We start from the raw sequence: 22358 nt of genomic DNA, 5'->3' as shown, positions 1-22358 counted from the left end.
CATGGAGAACGCGCGAGGTCGTGGTTTAGCCGCGCGCCGCCGCGATGCGCGCGCGGGCGATCTCGTCGGCGACCAGGTTGGCCGGGCGTTTCTCGGCGATCGACTGGTCGATGACCTCGGCCAGGGTCTGGGCCAGGCGGTCCAGCTTGGCCGCCACCCAGTCGCCGTCGAAGGCGGCGCCCGCTTCCAGGCCCCGGATCTCGGCGGCCACGTTGATGATGCCGCCGCCGTTGATGACATAGTCGGGGGCGTAGAGGACGCCGCGATCGAACACGGCCTGGCCGATCATGGCGTCGGCCAGCTGGTTGTTGGCCGCGCCGGCGATGATCCCGGCCTTCAAGCGCGGCAAGGTCGCCGCCGAGATCGCCCCGCCCAAGGCGCAGGGCGCGAAGACGTCAGCCTCGACGTCGAAGATGGCGTCGGTCGACACGATCGTCGCGCCGGTCTTGGCGGCGACCGCGTTCAGGGCCGCCTGGTTGACGTCGGCGATGGTCAGGATCGCGCCGGCGGCGTGCAGCTTTTCCGCCAGATAGCCGCCGACATGGCCAACGCCCTGGATGGCGACGCGGACGCCCTTGAGATCACGGTTCAGGGCGCGCTCGACGCACAGCCGCACGCCGCGGAACACGCCCTCGGCGGTGACTGGCGACGGGTCGCCCGAGGCGGCAGCGTGACCTTCCAGGCCGGCGACGAAGCGGGTGGTCTTGCGGGTGCTTTCCAGGTCGGCCGGCGAGACGCCGACGTCCTCGGCGGTCCAGTACTTGCCGTTCAGGCTGTCGACCGCACGGCCGAAGGCCTCGAAGAGTTCCGGGGTCTTCTGGCTGCGGCTGTCGCCGATGATCACGGCCTTGCCGCCGCCCAGATCGAGCTCGGCCATGGCGTTCTTGTACGACATGCCGCGCGACAGGCGCAGGGCGTCGGTCACGGCGGCGTCGGCGCTGGAATAGTCCACATGCGGCAACCGCCGGCGGCCGGGCCGCGCGCGGTCGAGTGGATCGCGACAATCGACTTCAGACCAGTTTTTTCATCGAAGAAAGCGTGGACGCCTTCATGTCCCTCGAAATCGGGGGAATCGAACAAGGTCATGCCGTCGGTCTCGCCTATGCCAGAATGAACGTGGCGGCTTTACGCCCCCTCGCCCCGCCTCACAACCCCGAAGACCGACGCGAGGGAGTCTTGCGTTTGGCCGGCTTGGGCGGATCCAACGCCGCCATCTCCGTCACGCTGGACGGAATGGGCGGCGCGCCCGAAGGCGGCCAAGGCCCCGGCGCGTCGCGCAGGAAGGCCTCGGCGTCGCCCCAGACATTGGCGGCCTGCCGGTCGACCAGCAGCAGGTGATAGCCCTTGGCGTAGTAGGCCGTCCGCGCGCCCGGCTTCAGACGGCCCGCGGCCTCGACCCGTCGGCTCGCGCGGGATGATGTGGTCGTTGGCGCCGTAGAACCACGCGACCGGGACATTGATCGCGCCCGTCGACTTCCAGGCCCGCTCCATCAGCCCGACCAGGCCGTAGATGGTGTCGGACCGCGCACCCCAGATCATCAGCGGGTCGCGACCCATGCGACGCAGCTCGTCGATATTGTCCGAGGCCATGACGTTGCGGACCAGCCAGTCCGGCGGCTTGACCACCCACTGGCCCAGCACGTGCGCGGTGACCCAAAGGCTCATGCGGTTGGGCAGCGGCTGGTTCGACCAGCCCCAGACGGCCGGGGCGAACAGCATCAGCTTGTCGACCGGCGGCGGATTGTCGGAGGCCATGGCGCTGATCGCCAGAGCGCCGCCCATGCTGACGCCAGCCAGGGCGACCTTCGCCCCCGGATGACGCTCGCGCACGACCGTCACCAGGGCCCGGACGTCGTCCAGCACCAGTTCGGTCGGCGCCCAGACGCCGCGCTCGGGCGAACGGCCAAAGCCCCGAACGTCCAGGGCGTAGGTCGCGATCCCCTTCCCCGCCCACCAGCCGGCGGCCAGGTGGAAGGCGTTCGAGTAGTCGTTCATGCCGTGCAGAGCGACGATCACCCACTCCGGCTCGCCCGTCGGCAGCCAGCGCATCAGGCCCAGGCGCGCGCCGTCGAAGCTCACGAAGGCGTCGGTCTCGATCCGAGGCCCGCGAAAGCCCAGGGGTCCAAGGCCTGGCCCTTGTCGCAGCGGCGCGCAGGCCGAGAGCACGGCGGCGGACGCGGTCAGGATCAGGGCGCGGCGGTTCATCGCCCCAGAATGTCCGCGACCCGCTGTCGAAGGAAGGGAACGACGTCCTCCTCGAACCAGGGATTGCGCTTCAGCCAGGCGGTGTTGCGCCACGAAGGATGCGGCAGCGGCAGAACATTCGGGCCGAACTCGCGCCAGCGGGCGATGGTCTCGGTCATGGTCTTGCCGGTCCGGCCCGGCAGCGCCCAGGTCTGGGCGTAGCTTCCGACCAGCAGGGTCAGCTCGACATTCGGCAGGCCCGCCAGCAATCGAGGTCGCCACATCGTCGCGCAGCGCGGCGGCGGCGGATAGTCGCCGCCCTTGGGATTGGTCCCCGGAAAGCAGAAGGCCATGGCCGCCACGCCGATCTCGGGCCGGCCATAGAAGGTCTCGCGGTCGACGCCCATCCACTGGCGCAGACGGTTGCCGGAAGGATCGTTGAACGGCAGGCCGGTCTCGTGGACCAGCCGCCCCGGCGCCTGACCGGCGATCAGGATGCGGGTCTCCGCGCGCACCCGCGTCACCGGCCGGGGAACATGCGGCAAGTACGGCGCGCACGCCCGGCAGGCGGCGATATCGGCCAGGATTTCGTCGAGCGGCATCAGCGGGATTTAGGCGCGCGCCTCCGGATGCCAAGCGTGACTAGTCTTCGTCGCCCTCGATATCGTCCGGCACGTTGTCCTCGAAGCTGGTCGGGTCGCCCTCAAGCCGCGTGCGGATGCGATAGACGCCGCGGAATTTCTCCGGATTGACCGGCTTGTTGTGGCGCAGGATCACGACCTTGCCCTCGCGGGCCAGTTCGATGGCGTTGGTGCGCACGTGGCCCAGCAGTTGCTGCCAACGCTCGGGCTGGATGGCCTTGGCGACGTTCATCGGGTCGATCGACTTGCCTTCGGGCAGCGCCGCCAGTTGAGACAGGATGGTGTCTTGGATCGGGGAGGTCATGAGCGCTCCCTTGCCATGGATTGTCAGCAGAGGCGAGAGCGTGGACAGGACTTGGCCGCTTGCGCCCAGCGCCGCGCCCTTCTAACTGAACAGCGATAAGAACAAGCGGAGGGGATGCGCCATGGACGGCGGAAACGAAATCTCGAGCGGCCCGCGCCTCGTCCAGGCGGGCGACTGGGCCGGCTGGAGCACGTGGTCGGGCATGGACCCGTTCGAGGACCAGTCTGGCCCCTTCTATTTCCGTGAAGACGAGAACGGCCGGGTCACCACCGCCTTCCGCGCCGAGACCAAGCACATGAACGGCGGCGGCTTCATGCACGGCGGCTGCATGATGACCTTCGCCGACTTCTCCCTGTTCGCGATCGCCTGGAAGGAACTGGCCGACAGCCGCGCGGTGACGGTCAGCCTGAACGGCGAATTCGTCGGCCCAGCCCGCCCCGGCGATCTGATCACCGGGACGGGCGAAGTGATCAAGGCCGGCGGCTCGCTGCTGTTCATCCGCGGCCTGATCTCGACCGGGACCGGACCGATGCTGAACTTCTCGGGCGTGGTGAAGAAGATCAGGGGGCGGGTCTAGGGGCGGGCATCCCGGCGGCCGCGGCGGGGCGCGCCAGCATTTCGGCCAGCCAGCGGTTGACGTGGACCAGATCCTCATCGGGTCGGAAGTCGATCATCCGGCCGAAGTCAACGCCCGTGACGGTGACGATGTCGGCGATGGTCACCCGCTCGCCGCCGATAAACGGGCTTTCCGCGAGTCGCGTGTCGAGAAACTTCAGCGCCCGCTTGGCGCCGGCGAGATTGTTCTCGCCGACCTCCCGCACCTGCTGCTCCAGGGCCGCCATATTGGGGTTGGTGTGTCGCACGGCGAGCGCCAGGGGCGTCACGATCATCATTTCCGTGCGCCGCTGCCACATCTCGATGACCGCCGCCTCCCTGGCGTCGCGCCCAAACATGTTCGGCTCGGGATACAGACTTTCCAGGTAGCGGCAGATGGCGACCGACTCGGTGATCACCGTCCCGTCGTCCAGCTCGAGGGCCGGCATATGGGCCACGCCAACCTTCGTCCGGTATTCAGGCGACTTGTGCTCGCCGCGCATGATCGACAGCGTCACCACCTCGATGTCGGTGATGCCCTTCTCGGCCATGAACCAGCGGACACGCCGAGGATTGGGCGCGCGGAGACAGTCGTAGAGTTTCAAAAGAAAATCCTCCCGGCTTTTGACCAGGAGGATGATCTCATTCCGCAGCGGAACGGAAGTGCGAGCTTTTACAGCCCGAACAGGCTCCGGGGCATCAGGCCGATCAGGGAGCCGGTCAGGCAAGTGGCCAGGAAGCCGGCCATCATCGCCTTCCAGACCAGGCTCAGCACCTCGGCGCGGCGTTGCGGCACCAGGACCGAGAAACCGGCGACGTTCATGCCGACCGAGCCGATGTTGGCGAAGCCGCACAGCGCATAGGTCATGATCATGCGCGTGCGCTCGTCCAGCGCAGCGCCGCCGACCTTGGCCAGCTGGATGAAGGCGGTGAACTCGGTGAGGATCAGCTTGACGCCCAGCAGGCCGCCGGCCGCGCCGGCTTCCTTCCAGGGCACGCCCATCGACCAGGCCAGCGGCGAGAAGACCACGCCCAGGCCGCGCGCAATGCTCATCGGCTGACCGCCGACCATCGGCATGGCGCCCAGGATCTTGTCGACCATGGTGGCCAGGGCGACGAAGACGATCAGGGTCGCGCCGACGTTCAGTGCGATCTGCAGGCCGTCGGTGGTGCCCTTCATCACCGCGTCGATCGAGGAGCCGTAGGTCTTGTCCTCGACCGAAAGATCCAGGTCGGCGCCCTTCTCCATCGGGTCGGACGGCACGATGATGCGCGCCAGCAGCACGCCGGCCGGGGCGGAGATGATCGAGGCGGTCAGCACGTGGGCGGCGGCGTTGGGCAGCACGCCGGCCAGGATGGTGGCGTAGGCGACCATGGTCGAGCCCGAGACGCAGGCCATGCCAACTGTGATCAGCATGAAGAGTTCCGAGCGGCTCAGCTTGTCGAGATACGCGCGAATGAAGATCGGGCCTTCGATCTGGCCCATGAAGATGGTTGCGGCGGTCGCCAGGGCCGGCGGTCCGCGCAGGCCCAGCGTCTTCTGGAAGATGAAGCCGAAGCCCTGGGCCAGCCACTTCAGGATCTTCCAGTGCCATAGCAGCGCCGACAGGGCGCAGACCACCAGGATCACCGGCATGACGCGGAAGGCGAAGATGAAGCCCGCGCCCGGATTGCTGACCGGATACGGCTGGTCGCCGCCGGCCAGGAAGCCGAACACGAAGGCGGTGCCGGCCTGAGTCGAGCTGGCCAACCCCTCGACGGCCCCGTTGACGCCCTGCAGCAACTGGCGCGCCTGGGCAGGCCGAACAGCACCACCACCAAAAGCACCTGCACGACAAGGGCGGCGATCGCCAGAACCCAAGGGAATCGCCTGCAATTCTCGGAAACGAGCCAGCAGAGGCCCAAAGTGAGCGCCAGACCCGCCAGGGCCTGAACGTTCTCGGGACGGAACATCAAGACGACAACCTTAAAAAGAGGCGACGCCCCCGCGACGCCGATCAAGGGGCGAAGAATGACACCAACTCCGCCGTCGCACGCAAGCAGGTTCGGGAAGGTTTGTTAAGGAAGGAGTCGATTGCCTAAGTCAGAAGCTACTTACTAACTTGATCTCGCCATCCCAGGCGGTCCCGACGGGCCATCCAGGATGGCAAGCTGGAGTTCTAGGCGGTCACGTTCGTGCCGCCGCTGACCGAACCGCCGCTCGACGACGCGGACGAGGTCGTCATCGCCGCGTCCAGCTGGGCCAGCAGCTTCTGCATCAGGTCGGCGGCGGCCGTGGAACCGGAGATCAGGCTGGCCAGGGTCGAGGGCGCGTCGGTCCCCGTCGACTTGCCCTGCTCGAGCATGGCGGCGAACTCGCCGCCGCTCAGCGTCCCGTCGCCGTCCTGATCAGCGGTCTTGATCAGGTCGGAGGCGGCGCTGGTTCCGTTCGCACTGTCGCCGCTGGCGGCGGCCAGTTCCTCGGCCGAGACCGTGCCGTCCTGGTTGGTGTCGAGAACTCTCGAACACGCCGCTCGAAGCCGACGCCCCCTCCGCGCCGCCGGAGGGGGGCGGACCGTGGTGGTGGCCTTGCGCGCCGCGCGTCGCCTGGGTGGACGACTGGTTCGCGGCGGCCGTGGTGATCGCCGATGAGATCTCGCTCGACGACAGATTGCCGTCGCCGTCGGTGTCGAGGGCCGACATGATGTCCGACGCCATCTTGTCCTCGATCCCCTCGCCCTTCGCACCTTCAGGGGCGTTGGCGGCGAGGGCCGAGGAGAGTTCGCTGGCGCTCATCTTGCCGTCGCCATCTGCGTCGCCGGCCTTCATCAGCGCGCTGGTCAGGTCGTCGACCGACTGGGTCGAAAGCAGCGACGAAAGCGTGTCACCCTTGAAATGTTGGCCGGGGCCGCCGCTCCCGCCCATCGGCGGTGGGCCCTGCTGGCCTTCCGCCCCCTGCACATTTTGCCCGATGGACTGGAATTCGGTCAGCGAAAGCTGCCCATCGCCGTCGGCGTCCGCGGTCTTGAAGGCCGCCTGCTGCAGTTGGCGAAGCTGGGCCAGACTCGTCGATGAGCCAGCGCTGGTTACGGTCATAGTGCTCACCCTCTGTAGGGAGGCCGCCTGCGTGGGCGAGCCCCTTCCTTCGCGCCGAGCGTCGGCGCCCGAGGGGTCACGCGAGAAACATTCCAGTTTTCAGCATGTTGCAGTTAAGACATGAGGCATTTCGCGGGCAAGGTTAACGCTGCACGGCCTGCGCGAGACAGGCCTTTACGGCTCGCGCGGAGCGCGTGCTACGGACCAGTCAGTTCGCGGACCAGGGCCGTGCGGTCGTAGACCTTCGTCAGCGCCTCGACGATGGCCGCGGACGACACCGACACCGTCCGGTTCTTGGTTCCGTCGTAGCCGTAAGCGCCGCCAAGCGAATGGATGTTGCCATCGAAGGCCAAGCCGAGCATCCGCCCCTTGGCGTCCAACACCGGCGAGCCGGAATTGCCGCCGATGATGTCGTTGGTGCTGACGAAGTCGAACACCGTGCCGGATTTCAGATCGTCCTTGGCGTCAAGCCAGCGCGGGGCGGCGGCGAACGGTTCGGCGCCGGTGATGCGGTCGTAGAAGCCTGCGAAGGTGGTGACGGCCGCAACCGCCCGCCCCTGCTCGCGCCAACCGGCGACCTGGCCAAAGGACAGGCGCAGCGAGAAGGTGGCGTCCGGATAGACCGCGTCGCCCAGCACGGCGAAACGGGCTCGGGCGATCTTCTCCGCCGCCTTGTCGACCGGTCCCGAGACCTCGGCCTCGTAGGCGGCGCGGGCCGCGCGGGCCAGCGGATCGACGCGGCGGACGAACTGGATCAACGGGTCGTCCGAGGCCTCGATGGCTTCCAGCCCGCCTGTCCACAGCGCCTCACGCACGGCCGGATCGCCGAGCCGGCTTTCGGCTAGGCGTTCGGCGATGGCTTCGGGGCTCTCATGGCCCAGCAGGGCCCGGACCTGCGGCGCGTCGACGGTCAGGACCTCGCGGGTCTTCAGCAGCCAGTGCTCCAGATAGACCCGCTCCAGCACCGGATCGACCGGCGGCAGGTCGGCCAGCCTGCGTTCGATCATCGGCAGGCGGCTGTCGGCGTATTCGGGCAGCCGCGAGGCGTTGGGCTTGGTCCGCTCCTGCGCCGCCCGGACCAGCAGGCGGGCATAGTAGAAGAGATCCGAACCGCCGCCCGCCCCGCTCTCCAGCATCCGCCAGGCCGGATAGAGCTCGGCCGCCTGGGCTTGAGCCTCGGCGATCTGGTCCCAGGCCGCGCCGGTCTCCGCCGCCAGTTTCGGATCGGCGGCCACCTTGGCGCGCAAGGCGTCCTCGGCCGCGCGCTTGGCGGCCAAGAAGGCCTGGTCGTTAAGCGCGGCCTGCTTGCCCAGCCCCGCCTTGTAGCCGTTCTCGACCCAGGCCAGGCCTTGCGCCGCGGCGCGAGCGTGATCGTCGTCCTGTTGACGTAGCTGGATCAGGCGGCCGCGCAGTTCGGACCGTTGCAGCTGCTGCATCGGCAGGACGAGGTCGCGCTGGGTCTCCAGCTGGGAAACCGTCAGCTGCCGGTCGGTCGCGCCGGGATTGCCGACCACGAAGGTCGGCTCGCCCTCGACCGGGGCGCTGGTCCGCAAATGCAGGAAGCCCGGCGTCGCGGCCGGTTGGCCGTCGGCATAGAGCCGCACGAACGCCGCATCGAGCGCGTAGCGGGGGAAGTTGTAGTTGTCGGGGTCGCCGCCGAAAGCCGCCGAGGCCCTTTCCGGCGCGAAGACCAGGCGCACGTCGTCGTAGCGCCGGTACTTGTAGACCTTGTACTGGCCGCCCCGGAAAAAGCTGATCGCCTGGCAGCGCAGGCTCTGGTCCTGGCCGCAGGCGGCCAGTTCGGCGAGCGCCAAAGCGCCCTCTCGGGCCTGGACGAAGTCGCGGCCGCCCTTGCCCTCCACCGCCGCCCGCACCTGGTCGGTCACGTCGGTGATCGTCAGCAGCACCTCGGCCCGCAGGCCGGCGCATTTGCGCTCGTCCTCGCGCCCGTCGGTCAGGACGCCGTCCTTGACGTGGTCGCTGCCGTCGTCCGAGAGGGCCTGGGCGCAGTCGGCGACGCAGTGGGCGTTGGTGGCGACGAGGCCCTCGGGACTGACGATCCCACCCGAGCAGCCATTGGTCAGCCGCACCGCCGCGGCCTGGGCGGCGTCCAGCCAGACCTGGTCCAAGACGACGCCATAGGCCTGTCGGATCGCCTCGACCGGGACCTTGTCGAAGGTCCACATCCCCTCGTCCGCCCGCGCCGATCCCGTCGCGGCCAGCGCAAGGGCCAGGACGCTGATATGGGCGGACGCTGTACGAAGAACCGTCATGAACCCGTGGGTCGCTGCACTCTCCCTTGCCGCTTAACGCCGGCGCCGGGGACTAGCCAGCCTCCTTCCGCGCACCTGTACAATATTTCATGCCCGCAACGCCGCCTTACCCCGATTTAACTTGGCCGCTCGGTGATCGCCGTTCATTGCTGCAACCGTCGGTTTGGGGGAGCTAGAGTTCCGAATGTCGTTGGCCTTGGCCACTCTTCTCTATGAGTGGCGTCGTTACATGGCGGCCGTGGTCGCCCTCGCCTTCTCGGGCCTTCTCGTCCTGGCGCAGGTCGGCATGTTCGTCGGCATCGGCAAGGGCTTCACCGCCCAGATCGACCGCGCGCGCGCCGACATCATGGTGCTGGGCCCGGGCGCCAAGGCGCTGTTCGGCGGCCCATCGGGCCTGCCGCGCCGCATGATCCCGCTGGTCTACAGCCATCCCGAGGTCACCCAGGTGGCGCCGCTGGACGGCTCCGGCGGCCGCTTCCAGAACATCCTCAGCCCCGAGCAGCAGGCCAAGGAAGAGGCCCGCGCCAAGAAGGCCGGCAAGGGTAAGGGCAAGGGTGGCGGCGGCGCTGGCGGCTCGGCCCGCAAGAGCGAGTTCGTCAACGTCACGGTGATCGACGCGATCCCCGGCTATGTGACCGTGCCCACCGACTACACCCAGTCGATGATCGAGGCCCTGCGCCGCCCCTACGCCGTGGCGGTGGACGAGACGGCCCTCAAGCGCCTGGGCGTCAAGAAGGGCGACAAGGCCCTCTATAATGGCAAGACCATCAATATCGCCGTCGTCACCCGCGGCTATCCGAACATCATCCAGCCTACCCTGGTCATGTCGCGCGACACCCTGCGGATGCTGGGCGAGGCCGACACCGGCCAGCGCGTCGGCCCGCTGATGGTCGAGATCCAGGATCCCTCGCGCGCCGAGATCGTCGCGGCCCAGCTCAACAAGAAAGCCGACGGCAAGTTCCGCGCCTGGACCCGCCAGGAGCTGGCCGACGCCAATTCCGGCGCCATGCTGGACGACCAGATCATCGGCATCATGCTGGGCTTCTCGGCCTTCCTGGGCCTGCTGATCGGCGTGGCCATCACCTGGCAGACCCTGCGCGGCGCGATCATGGCCAACATCAAGGAGTTCGCCTCCCTGCGCGCCCTGGGCGTCTCGATGGGCGACCTGCGCAACATCGTCATGGAGCTGTCCTTCTGGGTCGGCATCGTAGGGGTGCTGGCCGCGGGCCTGCTGACCTGGCTGGTCTCGCTGCTGGCCGTGGCCGGCGGCGTGCCGATGTACTTCCCGCCGACGCTGGTGATCATCGTCGCCGTGTTCCTGATCGTCATCGCCATGCTCTCCGGCTTCCTGTCGCTGGGCATCCTCAAGAACAGCCAGCCGGCGGACCTGCTGCGATGAGCAACGATCACAGCCACAAGCGCGGCCAGAGCGCGCTCACCGCCAAGGGTCTGGTCAAGCGGTTCAAGACCGGCCGGACCTTCATCGAGGTGCTCAAGGGCGTGGACTTCGACGCCAAGCACGGCGACGTGACCATGGTCATGGGCCCGTCTGGCTCGGGCAAGTCGACCCTGGTCGCCGCGCTCTCCGGCCTATTGATGCCCGACGAGGGCAAGGTCTCGGCCTTGGAGGCCAAGGACCTGTGGGCCCTGCCGAAAGGCAAGATCGACAAGTTCCGCCTCGACCACTGCGGCTTCATCTTCCAGGGCTTCAACCTGTTCCCGGCGCTGACGGCCAAACAGCAGGTGATGACGGTCCTGAAGTACCAGGACGTCGGTCCCGGCGAGGCCGCGCGCCGCGCTCAGGCGGCGCTGGAGTCCGTGGGCCTGGGCCCGCGCGTCAACCAGCGCCCTTCGGAACTGTCGGGCGGCGAGAAGCAGCGCGTGGCCATCGCCCGCGCACTGGCCAAGAACCCGAACCTGATCTTCGCGGACGAACCGACCTCGGCCCTCGACGGCAAGAGCGGCGAGATCGTGATCAAGCTGCTGCGAGCGGCCGCCACCGAGCGCGGCGCGGCGGTGATCTGCGTGACCCACGACCCGCGGCTCGAGGCCTATGCCGACCGCGTCATCCACATCGAAGACGGCCGGATCCTGGACGACGTGCGTAGAACGCCCGACGCCGATCCCGCGTCGCTCAGCCACTGATTTCCTGGGGGAACCTTAGAATGCCCGCGTTTCTGCGCCGACCCGCCTTCTGGATCGCCATCTTCGTCGTCGTGCTGCTCGGCGGCGGCTTCTTCTACATGAAGGGCCAGGCGGCCGAGAAGAAGAAGAAGCTCGAAGCCGCCGCCGCCCAGGAGGAGCCCTCCCCCTACGCGGCCATCGCCCAGGGCAAGGCCGACGTCGAGGGCGGCGTGATCCAGGTGGCCGCGCGCCGCCAGGGCATCGTCCGCGAGGTCTACGTCCAGGAAGGCGACCAGGTCGTCGCCGGCCAGCCCCTGGCCAAGCAGGAAGACGACGAGCCACGCCTGGCCGCCCAGACGGCCACGGCCAACCTCGCCTCGGCCCGGGCCCAGTTGGCGCTGTATCAGGTGCAGCTGCGAACGGCCCAGCGCGAGTACAAGCGCCTGCAAGGCCTGGCCGCCTCGAACTACGTCGCCGCCCAGAAGCTCGACGCCGCCCAGGACGCGATCTCGCAGGCCAACGCCAATATCGGCGCCCAGTCGGCCGCGATCCAGGTCGCCGGCGCCCAGCTCAGCCAGTCGAGGTACCAGCAGGAGCTGACGGTGATCCGCGCGCCGGCCAACGGCCGCATCGCCCGCCGCTACGCCAATCCGGGCGCCGGCGCCTCGACCCTGAACGTCACCTCGATGTTCGACCTCGAGCCCAACACCCAGCGCATCGTCCGCGCCGAGATCGTCGAGGCCGACATCCCCAACGTGACCCCCGGCCAGGAAGTCGAGATCCAGCCGGAAGGCGATCCCGACAAGACCTATGTCGGCAAGGTCCTGCGCACCGCCCGCGTGTTCGGCGCCCGCAAGCTGGCCTCGGATGACCCCAGCCAGCGCAGCGACGAACGCGTCGTCGAGGTCGTGGTCAGCGCCGACAGCGCCCCCTTCCTGGTCGGCCAGCGCGTGCTGGTGAAGTTCATGAAGCCCGGCCAGAAGGCTGGCATCAAGCGCGACAAGCCGACCCAGCCGGTGGCCGGCGGGATGACGAAGAAGAAGGCGTAGGACGGAGAATAGGCGAACGGCCACAAGGATCCTCTCTCTAACGGAGAGGGTTTCCAGGACAGGATCCCTTGAGCCGTGCTCCGGCGCGCCCAGAGGTCCGCTCAGGCCCCCTTCGCCGATCTAGAAGTAGCCGGCGTTCTCCAGGTCCTCGGCCAGGCTCGGGCCGATGGGCGTCCAACCCAAGGCCTCGCGTGTCCAGGCGGCCGAGGTCGCCGCGTCCATGCCGGCGAACATGGCGAACCAGCCGAAATGCTCGCTAGGGCGGCTTTCGACGGGAAGGGACAGGCCCTTCCCGATCGCGGCGGCGATGTCCTTGAACAGAACGCCCTCCTCGGCGACGGCGTGATAGCGCTCACCGCCCGCGCCGCGCTCGATGGCGAGACGGTAGAGGCGGGCGGCGTCCGAACGATGGACAGCCGACCACCGGTTGTTTCCCTCGCCGATATAGGCCGCCACGCCCTTTTCGCGGGCCAGAGCGATCAGCATCGGCACGAAGCCGTGGTCGCCCGCGCCGTGCGTCGTCGGCGCGAGGCGAACGACCGAGGCGCGAACACCCTTCGCGACCAGGTCGTCGGCCCCGCTTTCCGACATGCGCGGCGACGGGCCCGATGGGCGATCGGCCTCGGTCGCGACGCGGCCTTGCGCCAGCATGGCCGTTCCGGAGGTCACCAGGATCGGCTTGGTCGTGCCTTCCAGCGCGCCGCCCAGAACCTCGATGGCGCGGCGGTCCTGCCGAGCGTTTTCGGCGAACTTCGAGAAGTCATGATTGAACGCGGTGTGGATCACGCCGTCACAGCCGGCCGCGGCGCGGGCCAGGACGTCGTGGTCATCGAGCGTGCCGCGCACGACCTCGGCCCCGGCCGCTTCCAGCTGGCCTGCGCCGGCGTCGGAGCGCGACAAACCCAGAACCCGATGCCCGTGGGCGATCAACTCTTGGACGACGGCCGAGCCGACGAATCCGGTGGCGCCGGTGACGAAAACACGCATGGGAGAGACCTCGAAGGATTTCACTTCGGTCAGACTGCGCGCTAAGATTATCCTGTTAAAGTAGTGAGATTATACAGGTATAAGGCCTAACAGGATGAACGCGCCCCTCCTCGGCGAAAACAAGCTCGGCGCCTATCTGCGTGATCGCCGGGCCCGACTGGACGCCGCCGCCCTGGGCTTTTCCAGCCCGCGCCGCCGCACGCCGGGCCTGCGCCGCGAGGAGGTTGCCCAGCGCGCCCATATCAGCGCCACCTGGTACACCTGGCTTGAACAGGGTCGCGGCGGGGGTCCGTCGGCCGACGTTCTGGACCGCATCGCCCGCGCTTTGATGTTGACCGAAGTCGAGCGCGAGCACCTGTTCCTGCTGGGCCTGGGTCGACCGCCGGAGGTCCGCTACCGACAGGCCGAAGGCGTGTCGCCGCGCCTGCAGCGGGTGCTCGACGCGCTGGACCCCAGCCCGGCCATGATCAAGACCCTGACCTGGGATGTCGTGGCCTGGAACCGCGCCGCCACCGTGGTGTTGGCCAACTACGGCGATCTGCCGGTCGAGGAGCGCAATATCCTGCGGCGCATCTTCTGCGATCCGCGGTCCCGGGCGCTCAACGAGGAATGGGAGCACGTGGCCCGCTTCGTGGTCGCCGCCTTCCGCGCCGATGTCGCGCGCGCCGGGGCGGGGGCCGAGACCTCGGTCAACGCCTTGGTCGACGAACTCAGCCGGCGCAGTCCCGACTTCGCGGCCATGTGGGCGGAAAACGACGTCCGCTACTACGGCGATGGCGTCAAACACCTTCGCCACCCGGCCCTAGGCAAGATCGCCTTCGAATATTCCGCCTTCGCGATCGACGGCCGGCCGGACCTGGGGATGATCGTCTACACTCCGGCGACGCCGGAAGAGTTCGAGCGGGTGCGGGCGTTGGTGGAAGCGAGTTGAGCTGAATCCAATCCTCCGGGCGTCGCCCGGGCGCTCCGCTTCCCTTCCCTGCCTTCAGCGGCCAGCCGCGTGAAGTCGAACGCGCGTGCGCCTCACGCAGGAGGATCGCTCCCCTTGACGCCCCCTCTCCCGCGCCGCACAACACGGCCAAACCAAACACGCGTTTGAGGGAGACTTGGGCATGGCGGACATCCGCTTCGACGGCAAGGTGGCGATCGTGACGGGCGCCGGTGGCGGCCTTGGCCGGCAGCACGCCCTGGAGCTGGCGCGGCGCGGCGCCAAGGTCGTGGTCAACGACCTGGGCGGCAGCGTCGACGGCTCGGGCGGCTCGTCCGAGGCGGCCCAGAAGGTGGTCGCGGAGATCGAGGCGTTCGGCGGCGAAGCCATCGCCCACGGCGCTTCGGTGACGGATGACGCGGGTGTGGCGAACATGGTCCAGACGGCCATGGACAAGTGGGGCCGCATCGACATCCTGGTCGCCAACGCCGGCATCCTGCGCGACAAGACCCTGACCAAGATGGAGCTGGCCGACTTCGAGCTGGTCATGCAGGTGCACGTGTTCGGCACCTTCAAGCCGATCAAGGCGGTCTGGGACATCATGAAGGCCCAGAACTACGGCCGCATCGTCGTGACGACCTCGTCTTCGGGCATGTACGGCAACTTCGGCCAGAGCAACTACGGCGCGGCCAAGATGGCGGTGCTGGGCCTGATGAACACCCTCAAGCTCGAGGGCGCCAAGAACGACGTTAAGATCAACGCCATCAGCCCGGTTGCGGCCACCCGCATGACCGAGGGCCTGATGCCGCCGGAAGTGCTGGCCAAGCTGGCGCCGGAATATGTCACCCGGGCGTCGTCTATCTGTGCTCGGAAGAGGCGCCCACCGGCGCGATCCTGACCGCCGGCGCCGGCGCCTTCGCCCTGTCGCGCATCTACGAGACCGAGGGCGTCTATCTGGGCGAGGACGGCCTGTCGGCCGAGGAGGTCCGCGACAACTGGGACAAGATCACCGCCGAGGACGGCCAGAAGGCCTACTTCAACGGCGGCGAGCAGGGCCAGAAGTTCTTCCGGAAGATGGCCGGCGGCTAAATTGGCATAAGCATTGCCGCTTTCTCACCAAGTCACGTGCGGCTTTTTTGACATAACGACGATTGATACGGGGCCTTCGCGGCCCCGTATCTTTATCAAAACTGACAAAATTCATGTTCTGGACAATTTATAGCAACGGTATTTGAACAGATGCGTTAAACGCGGCGCTCCTCGAGCGCCCAACAAGCGTTCGGCGAGCCTCTTCCTCCCCAAGAAGGTCGCACGTCAAAATGTCTCTCTCGCGTACCAGCCTCGCCGCCGGCGTCGCTCTGCTGGCGCTCGCCGCCGCGTCCCAGGCCTCCGCTTCGGCCTTCTACCTCCAGGAACAATCGGTTCGCGGCACCGGCCGCGCCTATTCGGGCGAAGTCGCCGACAAGGGCGTCGGCAGCCTGTGGTGGAACCCGGCCTCCATCGCCGGCATCCAGCGCAACGAAGGCTATATCGGCCTGAACATGATCCAGGTGGACTCCAAGGTCACCAACACCGGTTCGACCATCACCCGTCCGGTTCCGCCGGCAGGCCTGACCACCCCGATCGGCGGCGCCAACACCGCCTATGACCCGATCAACGACGGCATCGTGCCGAACGCGGGCGTCGCGTTCCGCGTCAACGACAAGCTGGCCTTCGGCGTCTCGGTCGCCGCGCCTTACAACTTCACCACCGAGTACAACACCGACAGCTGGACGCGGTACGACGCCCTGAAGTCGCAACTGCGCACGGTCAATGTCGACGGGGTCGTCGCCTATCGCGTCAACGACATGATCGACCTGGGCGTGGGCGTCACCGCCCTCTACGCCGACGCCAAGCTGACCAACGCCCTGCCGAACATCTCGCCGCTGCAGGCCGATGGCTCGCAGTCGCTGAAGGGCGACGGCTGGGCCTATGGCTACACGGTGGGCGCGCAGATCCACCCGAGCAAGGCCCTGACCATCGGCGCCAGCTATCGCAGCAAGATCGACCAGAAGCTGGACGGCACCGTGACGGTCGGCGGCCTGCTGGCCCCGATCCCGGCCGCCAACAACTTCTCGGTCGACGGCCAGGCCAAGATCACACTGCCCTGGATCGCCAATGTCGGCGCCCGCTGGGCGGTGAACGACCAGTGGACCCTGAACGCCTCGGTCAGCCGCGTCGGCTGGAAAGAGTTTGACGCCATCCGCGTCACCTTCCCGGGCGGCGCCTCGACCAGCGTCCAGAACTACAAGAACGTCACCACCTACGCCGCCGGCGTCGACTACCAGGCCTCGCCGCGCCTGACCCTGCGGGCCGGCGTCCAGTACGACCCGACCCCGACACCGGACGTCGGCCGCACCGCCCGCGTGCCGGACGGCGACCGCATGATGTACGCCGCCGGCGCCACCTGGGCCGCGACCGACAACATCAAGCTGGACGCCGCGATCAGCTACATCAGCTTCGATGACAGCAAGATCAACCGCACCGACGTGACGGCGACCAGCTCGACCGTCCGCCTGAATGGCGACGTCACCGGCTCGGCCGTTGTGCTGGCGACCGGCGCCCGCTTCAGCTTCTAAGGCTGACGCACCGCTGAAAAGAGAAGCCCGCCCGGAGCGATCCGGGCGGGCTTTTTCATGGCTGGTGGCTGACCGTGGCCCATAGCGTCTTCGCCGCTGCGACGAAAACCTCGGCCGCCTGGCCCTTGGGTTCGGAAATCACCGCCGGAACGCCCTCGTCTCCGCCCAGGCGGACGGCGATCTCGATCGGCACGCGGCCCAGGAGCGGCACGCCCAGGCGCTCGGCCTCGGCGACGCCGCCGCCCTCGCCAAAGATCGGGATCGGCGCTCCGGTCGAGGGATCGGGGAAGAAGGCCATGTTCTCGATCAGGCCCAGGATCGGGGTGGCCGTCTTCTGGAACATCGAGGCGGCCCGGCGGGCGTCGATCAGGGCGATTTCCTGCGGCGTGGTGACCAGCACGGCCCCGTCGATCCGCAGCTTCTGGACCAGGGTCAGCTGGACGTCGCCGGTGCCGGGCGGCAGGTCGACCACCAGCACGTCCAGCGGCTGGGCTTCCGAGCCCCAGGCCACGTCGTGGATCATCTGGCGGACGGCCGAAGAGGCCATCGGCCCGCGCCAGATCATCGCCTTGCCCTCGTCGACGATGAAGCCGATCGACATCAGCTTGACGCCGTGGGCCTCCAGCGGCTGGAGCTTCTCGTTCTCGAACAATGGATCGCCGTCGACGCCCATCATCTTGGGGGCCGAGGGGCCATAGATGTCGGCGTCCAGCAGGCCGACGCGCAGGCCCATCTTCGCGAACGCCACGGCGAGATTGGTCGAGACGGTGGACTTGCCCACCCCGCCCTTGCCCGAGGCCACGGCGATCACGTGGCGAACGTGGGCGGGCTTCTCGGCCTCCGGCGGCGGGACCACGCGGGCCTGCGGATCCTCACTGATCTTGGCGCCCTTGCGCACCCGCGTCGCGCCCTCGGCGGCCTGGGCGGTGAGCACGACCTGGGCCGTCTCCACGCCCGGCAAGGCGGCCAGGGCCTTCTCGGCGGCCTCGCGGACGGGGGCATAGGCGGCGGCCTGGCTGGCCGGGACCTCCAGCATGAAGCCGGCGCGACCATTGCGGACCACGAGGCCCTGCACCAGGCCGGCGGCGACCAACCCCCGTCCGCTCGCCGGGTCGACGATGCGGTCCAGCGCCACGCGGGCGTCGTCGAGGGTAGCAATCACGAGCGGGCCTCCAGTTGCGAGGGCCTGTATCCGCGCGACCGCCCGCCATTACAAGTGCGTAGCGCCGCGTAACGCGTGACGACGTCCCGCCCGAACGCTAGGCCGCCCGCTCCTCGACCGAAGCCTTCAGCAGGTCCAGCACGTGGTGCAGGCTGTCGGCGATGTGCACGCACTTGTCATGCATCTCCTCGTTCGGATCGAGGATATCCGGCACCATCACCGTCATCATGCCGGCCGCGTGGGCGGCGCGGACGCCCGGGTGGCTGTCCTCCAGCGCCAGGCAGTGGGCGGGATCGACGCCGATGCGCTGGGCGGCCAGCAGGTAGGGATCCGGGTTGGGTTTGTGCCGGGTGACGTCCTGGTGAGCGACCACCGCGTTGAACCGGCCCAGCAGGTCGAAGCGGCCCAGATACTTTTCGACCGCGACCATGCCGTTCGAGGTGGCGATGCCGCGCGGCAGGCCCAGATCGTCCAGATAGTCGAGGATCTCGATCACCCCGGCCTTCAGCTTGGTCTCGGCCGCCAGCAGGTCCTCGAACATCCGCCCAGACCCGCTCGAAATAGGCCTGGACCGGAAATTCTTGGCCATAGAGTTCGCCCAGCATGACGCCGCACTCCGGCGTCGTCTTGCCCACCATGGCCGCGTAGGTCTCGCCGGTGAAGTGGACGCCGAAGACGGAGCCGGCCTCGATCATGGCGGCGCGGTAGACGATCTCGGTATCCAGAAGAAGGCCGTCCATGTCGAAGACGACGGCCTCAACGCGGCGGGGAAAGCTCACCGATGGAACTCCTCGGTCCTGTAGCCCTGGAAGTAGAGCAAGGTGGTCAGGTCGGTATGGTCGACCTTGGCGTCCGCCTCGGCGGCCACGATCGGCTTGGCGCGATAGGCCACGCCCAGGCCCGCGGCCTCGATCATCGCCAGGTCGTTGGCGCCGTCGCCGACCGCCAGGGCGTCGGCCGGGGTCAGACCCAGAGCCGCCGTTTCCGCGTTGAGGGCCGCCAGCTTGGCTTCCTTGCCCAGGATCGGATCGCCGACCTGACCCGTCAGGACGCCGTCCAGCTCGATCAGGGTGTTGGCGCGGTTCAGATGGAAGCCCGCGGCCTCCGCCACCCGGCTGGTGAAGAAGGTGAAGCCGCCCGAGACCAGGGCGCAGCGCGCGCCATGCTTGGCCATGGTGCGAACCAGGATCTCCGCGCCCGGATTCAACCGGACCCGCTGGTCGTAACAGCTTTGCAGCGCCTCGACGCCCAAGCCCTTCAACATTCCGACCCGCTCGCGCAGGGCGCCTTCGAAAGCCAGCTCGCCGCGCATGGCGCGCTCGGTGATCTCGGAGACCTGTTCCTTCACGCCGGCGAAATCTGCCAGTTCGTCCAGGCACTCGACATTGATGATCGTCGAGTCCATGTCGGCGATCAGCAGACGTTTCCTGCGGTTCGCGACGGGCTGGACCGCGACGTCGACCGGCAGGTTCGCCAGGTCGGCCTTGAGCGCGCTCGGATCCCCGTCTTCGACAAAGAAGTCGGCCGCCAGCGGCCCCAGCTCCTCGCGACGGCTGGACAGCCTGGCTTCGACGCGCGAAACGGCTTGTGCATAGGCGTCGGGGTCTGCCCCCACGACGGTGAGGACGGTCGGAATGGTGGAGAGTTCGGACATCGCGCCCCGCATCTGGCTGATCGCGGGCCCGACCGCAAGCGGCAAGTCCGCCCACGCGCTGCAATTGGCCGAGTGGACCGGGGCCGAGATCGTCAACGCCGACTCCATGCAGATCTATGCGGGGCTGCGTGTGCTGACCGCGGGCCCGTCTCCAGAAGAGAAGACCAAGGCGCCGCATCACCTGTTCGAGGTGGCCGACGCCGCCGTTGGCTGGTCGGTCGGCCGCTGGCTGGAGGCGGCGACCACGGCGATCGCCGAGATCGAAGCGCGCGGCAATCCGGTCATCGTGGTCGGCGGCACCGGCCTCTATTTCCGCGCCCTGACCCATGGCCTGGCCGACGTGCCGCCCGTGCCCGAGACCCAGCGCGAGATCTCCGGCCTGCTCTACGCCGCCCGGGGCGAGGAAGCGTTTCGCGAGATTCTGAAGCCCCTCGACCCCGAGGCCGAGGCGCGCATCGAGGTCGGCGACCGCCAGCGGCTGGTCCGCGCCCACGCCGTGGCCGTGGCCACCGGCAAGTCTCTGACCTCGTGGCAGACCGACACCAGGCCGGCGCTGAAGCCTGGAACATGGGAGGGCCGCGTCCTCGATCCGCCCCGCGCCGAACTCTATGCCCGCTGCGATGCGCGCCTGTCGGCCATGGTCGAGCAAGGCGCCCTGGACGAGGTGCGGGCCATGGAGGCGCGGGGCCTGGATCCGTCCCTCCCCGCCCTCAAGGCCGTCGGCTATCGCGAGTTCGCCGCCCATCTGCGCGGCGAGACCACGCTGGAGCAGGCCCTCGACGCCGCCCGCCAGGAAACCCGCCGCTACGCCAAGCGCCAGCTGACCTGGTTCCGCAACCAGACGCCGGACTGGGAGCGCATCAGCGCTCCGTGATGGTCCCTACGAAAGAAGCATGATGTCCGACCTCAACGCCCTCGCCGAACGCGTCGCCGCGCTTCTGATCGCCCGAGGCGAGACGATCGCCATCGCCGAGTCCTCGGCCGGCGGTCTGATCTCGGCGGCCCTGCTGGCCGTGCCGGGGGCCTCGAAATTCTATGTCGGCGGGGCCGTCGTCTATACCGCTCGCGCTCGCCTCACCCTGATGGATATCCCGCAGAAGGCCATGGACGGCCTGCGTTCGGCCAGCGAGCCCTATGCGGTGATGCTGGCCCGCGTGGCCCGCAAGAACCTGAAGGCGACCTGGGCCCTGTCGGAAACCGGCGCGGCCGGTCCTGACGGCAACCGCTATGGCGACGCGCCGGGCCACTGCTGCATGGCCGTGGTCGGCGAAGAGGTGTCTGTCAGCACGACGGTGGAAACCGGCAGCGACCGGCGCGCCTCCAACATGCAGGCCTTCGCCGCCGGCGCGCTTGGCTTCCTGGCCCAGACCCTGGACGCGCTGGAGGCCTAGACCGTCCCGAACAGACTGTAGGCGAAGTCGTCCATCGCCTTCTGGGAAATGCTGGTGTTGTTGAGCAGCACGACGGTGGTCTGGTCATCGAAGCGGTGGCCCAGCACCGAGCGATAGCCGGCCGCCCGGCCCGTCTCCCAGGCGAAGACGCGCGGCATGCCGTCGGCGAACAGGCTCTTCACCCGACCGCCCAGGGCGTAATCCTGGTCCGGCCAGCTCACGGTCAGCAGCGCCTTCTTGCTGGCGGGCGCCAGGAAGCCGCCATCGAGGATCGCGTGCGCGGCCTTCAAGAGGTCGCCCGCCGTGCTGACATAGCCGCCGCTGGCGGCCATGAATGGGAAACGGTCATTACGCTGTCGCGTCAGGGGCTCCAACGTCCGATACGACAGGGCCATGTTCGCCGGATCGGTCGGCGTGGTCCGGGTCAAACCCAGCGGCCCCAGCACCAACTCGCTCATCGCCTGGGCGTAGGCCTCGCCCGTGACCGTCTCGATGATCGCGGTGATGAGGATCCAGTTGGTCAGAACATAGTCGAAGCGCGTCCCCGGCTCGAAGATCAGGTCGCCCGAGCACCACAGCTTCACCGCCTCGGCGGTCGTGAAGGTCTTTTGAAACAGGTCCGGATCGGGATTGGCCTTGGTCCACGTCGCGAAGCCATTCGGCACGCCGCTGATGTTGGTCATCAGGTGGCGCAGCTTGACCTTGGCTCCGGTGTCGGCGCGGTAGTCGGGCAGCCAGGTCGAGATGGGCGCGTCCAGATCCAGCTTGCCCGCCTCGACCAGCTTCAGCAGCGCGGTCGAGGTTAGCCATTTGGAGATCGAGGCGATGACGTAGGGCGTGTCCAGCGCGGCCGGCTTCCTGGCTTCGATCTCGGCGAACCCGACCGTCCGGGCGTAAATCGGCTTGCCGGCCCGGCCGATCAGCACCACGCCCTGGAACGGCTGAGTTTTGAGGAACGCGTCGACCGCGCGGTCCGCCGCGCCGCCCGTAAGCACGCTGGCGCCCGCCTTTTTCGACCAAACCGAGCGCCGCCGCGCCCGCCAGAAATTCACGCCGTCCGAACACCGATGCGCTCCTCCGTTGCAGGAGCGCCAACGTGGAGGGAAAAACTGCCCATGTCACGTGAAACTACGGTAAGATCACACCACCGAAAAAGGCACAACCTTGCGGCAAAGAGCGCCTTGACGCTCCAACGGGCGCATGTCATGACCCATTCCGTAGCTTTGGAGCAAGACTCGTGCGCAAAACCATGACCGTACTTATGGAGCGGCCGTTCGCGGGGTGACCTAGAAGTCACGTCGTAGCTCGGTCGCGCGCGCAAAGGTCCTTCGGGACCTTTTTTCTTTCCGCTTCCCTCCAGTTCAGTTTCCCGCC

The 22358-nt window shown here is 68.0% G+C and carries 18 protein-coding genes and 7 pseudogenes; 11 read left to right on the top strand and 14 right to left on the bottom strand.

Annotated elements, in window-relative coordinates; genetic code table 11:
• Nucleotides 1-25: 25 nt before the first annotated feature.
• From ACHMW8_RS15840 to ACHMW8_RS15825, 4 genes and pseudogenes are all read right to left on the bottom strand, one after another.
• Nucleotides 26-1086: pseudogene (locus ACHMW8_RS15840) on the bottom strand (Leu/Phe/Val dehydrogenase).
• Nucleotides 1087-1145: 59 nt separating this feature from the next.
• Nucleotides 1146-2205: pseudogene (locus tag ACHMW8_RS15835) on the bottom strand (lysophospholipase).
• Nucleotides 2202-2786, bottom strand: coding sequence for a uracil-DNA glycosylase family protein (locus tag ACHMW8_RS15830; protein WP_125156460.1), 585 nt, complete (start codon nucleotides 2784-2786; stop codon nucleotides 2202-2204). Before ACHMW8_RS15830 ends, ACHMW8_RS15835 begins: the two are co-directional and overlap by 4 nt.
• A 40-nt stretch (nucleotides 2787-2826) precedes the next feature.
• Nucleotides 2827-3129 carry a DUF3253 domain-containing protein gene (locus tag ACHMW8_RS15825; protein WP_125156459.1) on the bottom strand — a complete coding sequence of 101 codons (303 nt, stop codon included), beginning with the start codon at nucleotides 3127-3129 and terminating at the stop codon, nucleotides 2827-2829.
• A gap of 121 nt (nucleotides 3130-3250) precedes the next feature.
• Here ACHMW8_RS15825 and ACHMW8_RS15820 point away from each other — a divergent pair, with 121 nt between their 5' ends.
• Nucleotides 3251-3706 (top strand): PaaI family thioesterase, encoded by a 456-nt coding sequence (locus tag ACHMW8_RS15820; RefSeq protein WP_395443068.1) that lies wholly within the window; start codon nucleotides 3251-3253, stop codon nucleotides 3704-3706.
• On the opposite strand, the gene ACHMW8_RS15815 is transcribed toward ACHMW8_RS15820, so the two are convergent.
• A complete protein-coding gene (locus tag ACHMW8_RS15815; RefSeq protein WP_125156457.1) occupies nucleotides 3690-4328 on the bottom strand; it encodes a glutathione S-transferase family protein in 639 nt (212 codons plus the stop codon). The genes ACHMW8_RS15820 and ACHMW8_RS15815 overlap by 17 nt on opposite strands.
• A gap of 68 nt (nucleotides 4329-4396) precedes the next feature.
• A pseudogene (locus ACHMW8_RS15810) lies at nucleotides 4397-5676 on the bottom strand (NupC/NupG family nucleoside CNT transporter).
• Between the two features lie 222 nt (nucleotides 5677-5898).
• Here ACHMW8_RS15810 and ACHMW8_RS15805 point away from each other — a divergent pair.
• Nucleotides 5899-6111 (top strand): hypothetical protein, encoded by a 213-nt coding sequence (locus ACHMW8_RS15805; protein WP_395443067.1) that lies wholly within the window; start codon nucleotides 5899-5901, stop codon nucleotides 6109-6111.
• An 83-nt stretch (nucleotides 6112-6194) separates the two neighbouring features.
• Here the strand turns inward: ACHMW8_RS15805 and ACHMW8_RS15800 are convergent.
• The 3 genes and pseudogenes from ACHMW8_RS15800 to ACHMW8_RS15790 all read right to left on the bottom strand — a co-directional run.
• Nucleotides 6195-6449 (bottom strand): annotated as a pseudogene (locus ACHMW8_RS15800) (hypothetical protein); the annotation flags it as partial.
• A gap of 229 nt (nucleotides 6450-6678) precedes the next feature.
• Nucleotides 6679-6798, bottom strand: a pseudogene (locus tag ACHMW8_RS15795) (EF-hand domain-containing protein); the annotation flags it as partial.
• Between the two features lie 197 nt (nucleotides 6799-6995).
• The gene (locus ACHMW8_RS15790) at nucleotides 6996-9071 is read right to left on the bottom strand and encodes a S46 family peptidase (protein ID WP_395443066.1); all 2076 of its coding nucleotides are present in this window, start codon (nucleotides 9069-9071) and stop codon (nucleotides 6996-6998) included.
• A 184-nt stretch (nucleotides 9072-9255) separates the two neighbouring features.
• On the opposite strand from ACHMW8_RS15790, the gene ACHMW8_RS15785 reads away from it, so the two are divergent.
• Genes ACHMW8_RS15785 through ACHMW8_RS15775 form a run of 3 tightly spaced genes read left to right on the top strand, consistent with a single transcriptional unit; the run spans nucleotide 9256 to nucleotide 12244 of the window.
• A complete protein-coding gene (locus tag ACHMW8_RS15785; protein ID WP_125156453.1) occupies nucleotides 9256-10470 on the top strand; it encodes an ABC transporter permease in 1215 nt (404 codons plus the stop codon).
• Entirely contained in the window at nucleotides 10467-11216 is a 750-nt protein-coding gene (locus tag ACHMW8_RS15780) for an ABC transporter ATP-binding protein (RefSeq protein WP_395443065.1), read from the top strand. Before ACHMW8_RS15785 ends, ACHMW8_RS15780 begins: the two co-directional genes overlap by 4 nt.
• Nucleotides 11217-11236: 20 nt before the next feature.
• Nucleotides 11237-12244: an HlyD family secretion protein gene (locus tag ACHMW8_RS15775; protein WP_395443064.1), complete on the top strand. Its 1008-nt coding sequence runs from the start codon at nucleotides 11237-11239 to the stop codon at nucleotides 12242-12244.
• A gap of 120 nt (nucleotides 12245-12364) precedes the next feature.
• On the opposite strand, the gene ACHMW8_RS15770 is transcribed toward ACHMW8_RS15775, so the two are convergent.
• Entirely contained in the window at nucleotides 12365-13231 is an 867-nt protein-coding gene (locus ACHMW8_RS15770; RefSeq protein WP_395443063.1) for an SDR family oxidoreductase, read from the bottom strand.
• Between the two features lie 94 nt (nucleotides 13232-13325).
• Here ACHMW8_RS15770 and ACHMW8_RS15765 point away from each other — a divergent pair, with 94 nt between their 5' ends.
• The 3 genes and pseudogenes from ACHMW8_RS15765 to ACHMW8_RS15755 all read left to right on the top strand — a co-directional run bounded on the left by ACHMW8_RS15765 (nucleotide 13326) and on the right by ACHMW8_RS15755 (nucleotide 16777).
• A complete protein-coding gene (locus ACHMW8_RS15765; RefSeq protein WP_395443062.1) occupies nucleotides 13326-14162 on the top strand; it encodes a helix-turn-helix transcriptional regulator in 837 nt (278 codons plus the stop codon).
• A gap of 181 nt (nucleotides 14163-14343) precedes the next feature.
• Nucleotides 14344-15248, top strand: a pseudogene (locus tag ACHMW8_RS15760) (SDR family NAD(P)-dependent oxidoreductase).
• Nucleotides 15249-15478: 230 nt separating this feature from the next.
• On the top strand, nucleotides 15479-16777 hold the full coding sequence (locus tag ACHMW8_RS15755) for an outer membrane protein transport protein (RefSeq protein WP_395443061.1): 1299 nt from the start codon (nucleotides 15479-15481) through the stop codon (nucleotides 16775-16777).
• A gap of 55 nt (nucleotides 16778-16832) precedes the next feature.
• Here ACHMW8_RS15755 and ACHMW8_RS15750 read toward each other — a convergent pair whose 3' ends face one another.
• The 3 genes and pseudogenes from ACHMW8_RS15750 to serB form a co-directional block, all read right to left on the bottom strand.
• Entirely contained in the window at nucleotides 16833-17939 is a 1107-nt protein-coding gene (locus ACHMW8_RS15750) for a P-loop NTPase (RefSeq protein ID WP_395443060.1), read from the bottom strand.
• A gap of 97 nt (nucleotides 17940-18036) precedes the next feature.
• Nucleotides 18037-18718 (bottom strand): annotated as a pseudogene (locus ACHMW8_RS15745) (HAD family hydrolase).
• On the bottom strand, nucleotides 18715-19593 hold the full coding sequence (gene serB / locus ACHMW8_RS15740) for a phosphoserine phosphatase SerB (protein WP_395443059.1): 879 nt from the start codon (nucleotides 19591-19593) through the stop codon (nucleotides 18715-18717). Before serB ends, ACHMW8_RS15745 begins: the two are co-directional and overlap by 4 nt.
• Here serB and miaA point away from each other — a divergent pair.
• Nucleotides 19574-20467, top strand: coding sequence for a tRNA (adenosine(37)-N6)-dimethylallyltransferase MiaA (gene miaA / locus ACHMW8_RS15735; protein WP_395443058.1), 894 nt, complete (start codon nucleotides 19574-19576; stop codon nucleotides 20465-20467). The two genes, serB and miaA, sit on opposite strands and share 20 nt — an antisense overlap.
• A 22-nt stretch (nucleotides 20468-20489) precedes the next feature.
• Complete coding sequence (locus ACHMW8_RS15730; protein ID WP_395445990.1) at nucleotides 20490-20984, top strand: CinA family protein; 495 nt, start codon at nucleotides 20490-20492, stop codon at nucleotides 20982-20984.
• On the opposite strand, the gene ACHMW8_RS15725 is transcribed toward ACHMW8_RS15730, so the two are convergent.
• A complete protein-coding gene (locus ACHMW8_RS15725) occupies nucleotides 20981-21979 on the bottom strand; it encodes a serine hydrolase domain-containing protein (protein WP_395443057.1) in 999 nt (332 codons plus the stop codon). The genes ACHMW8_RS15730 and ACHMW8_RS15725 overlap by 4 nt on opposite strands.
• Nucleotides 21980-22221: 242 nt before the next feature.
• Here ACHMW8_RS15725 and ACHMW8_RS15720 point away from each other — a divergent pair, with 242 nt between their 5' ends.
• Nucleotides 22222-22269, top strand: coding sequence for a hypothetical protein (locus ACHMW8_RS15720; RefSeq protein ID WP_175582080.1), 48 nt, complete (start codon nucleotides 22222-22224; stop codon nucleotides 22267-22269).
• Nucleotides 22270-22358 lie beyond the last annotated feature (89 nt).

Origin of the sequence: Caulobacter sp. UC70_42 (assembly GCF_044056025.1) — a bacterium.
GTDB lineage: Bacteria > Pseudomonadota > Alphaproteobacteria > Caulobacterales > Caulobacteraceae > Caulobacter.
This window is presented reverse-complemented; position numbering and strand designations above follow the sequence as displayed.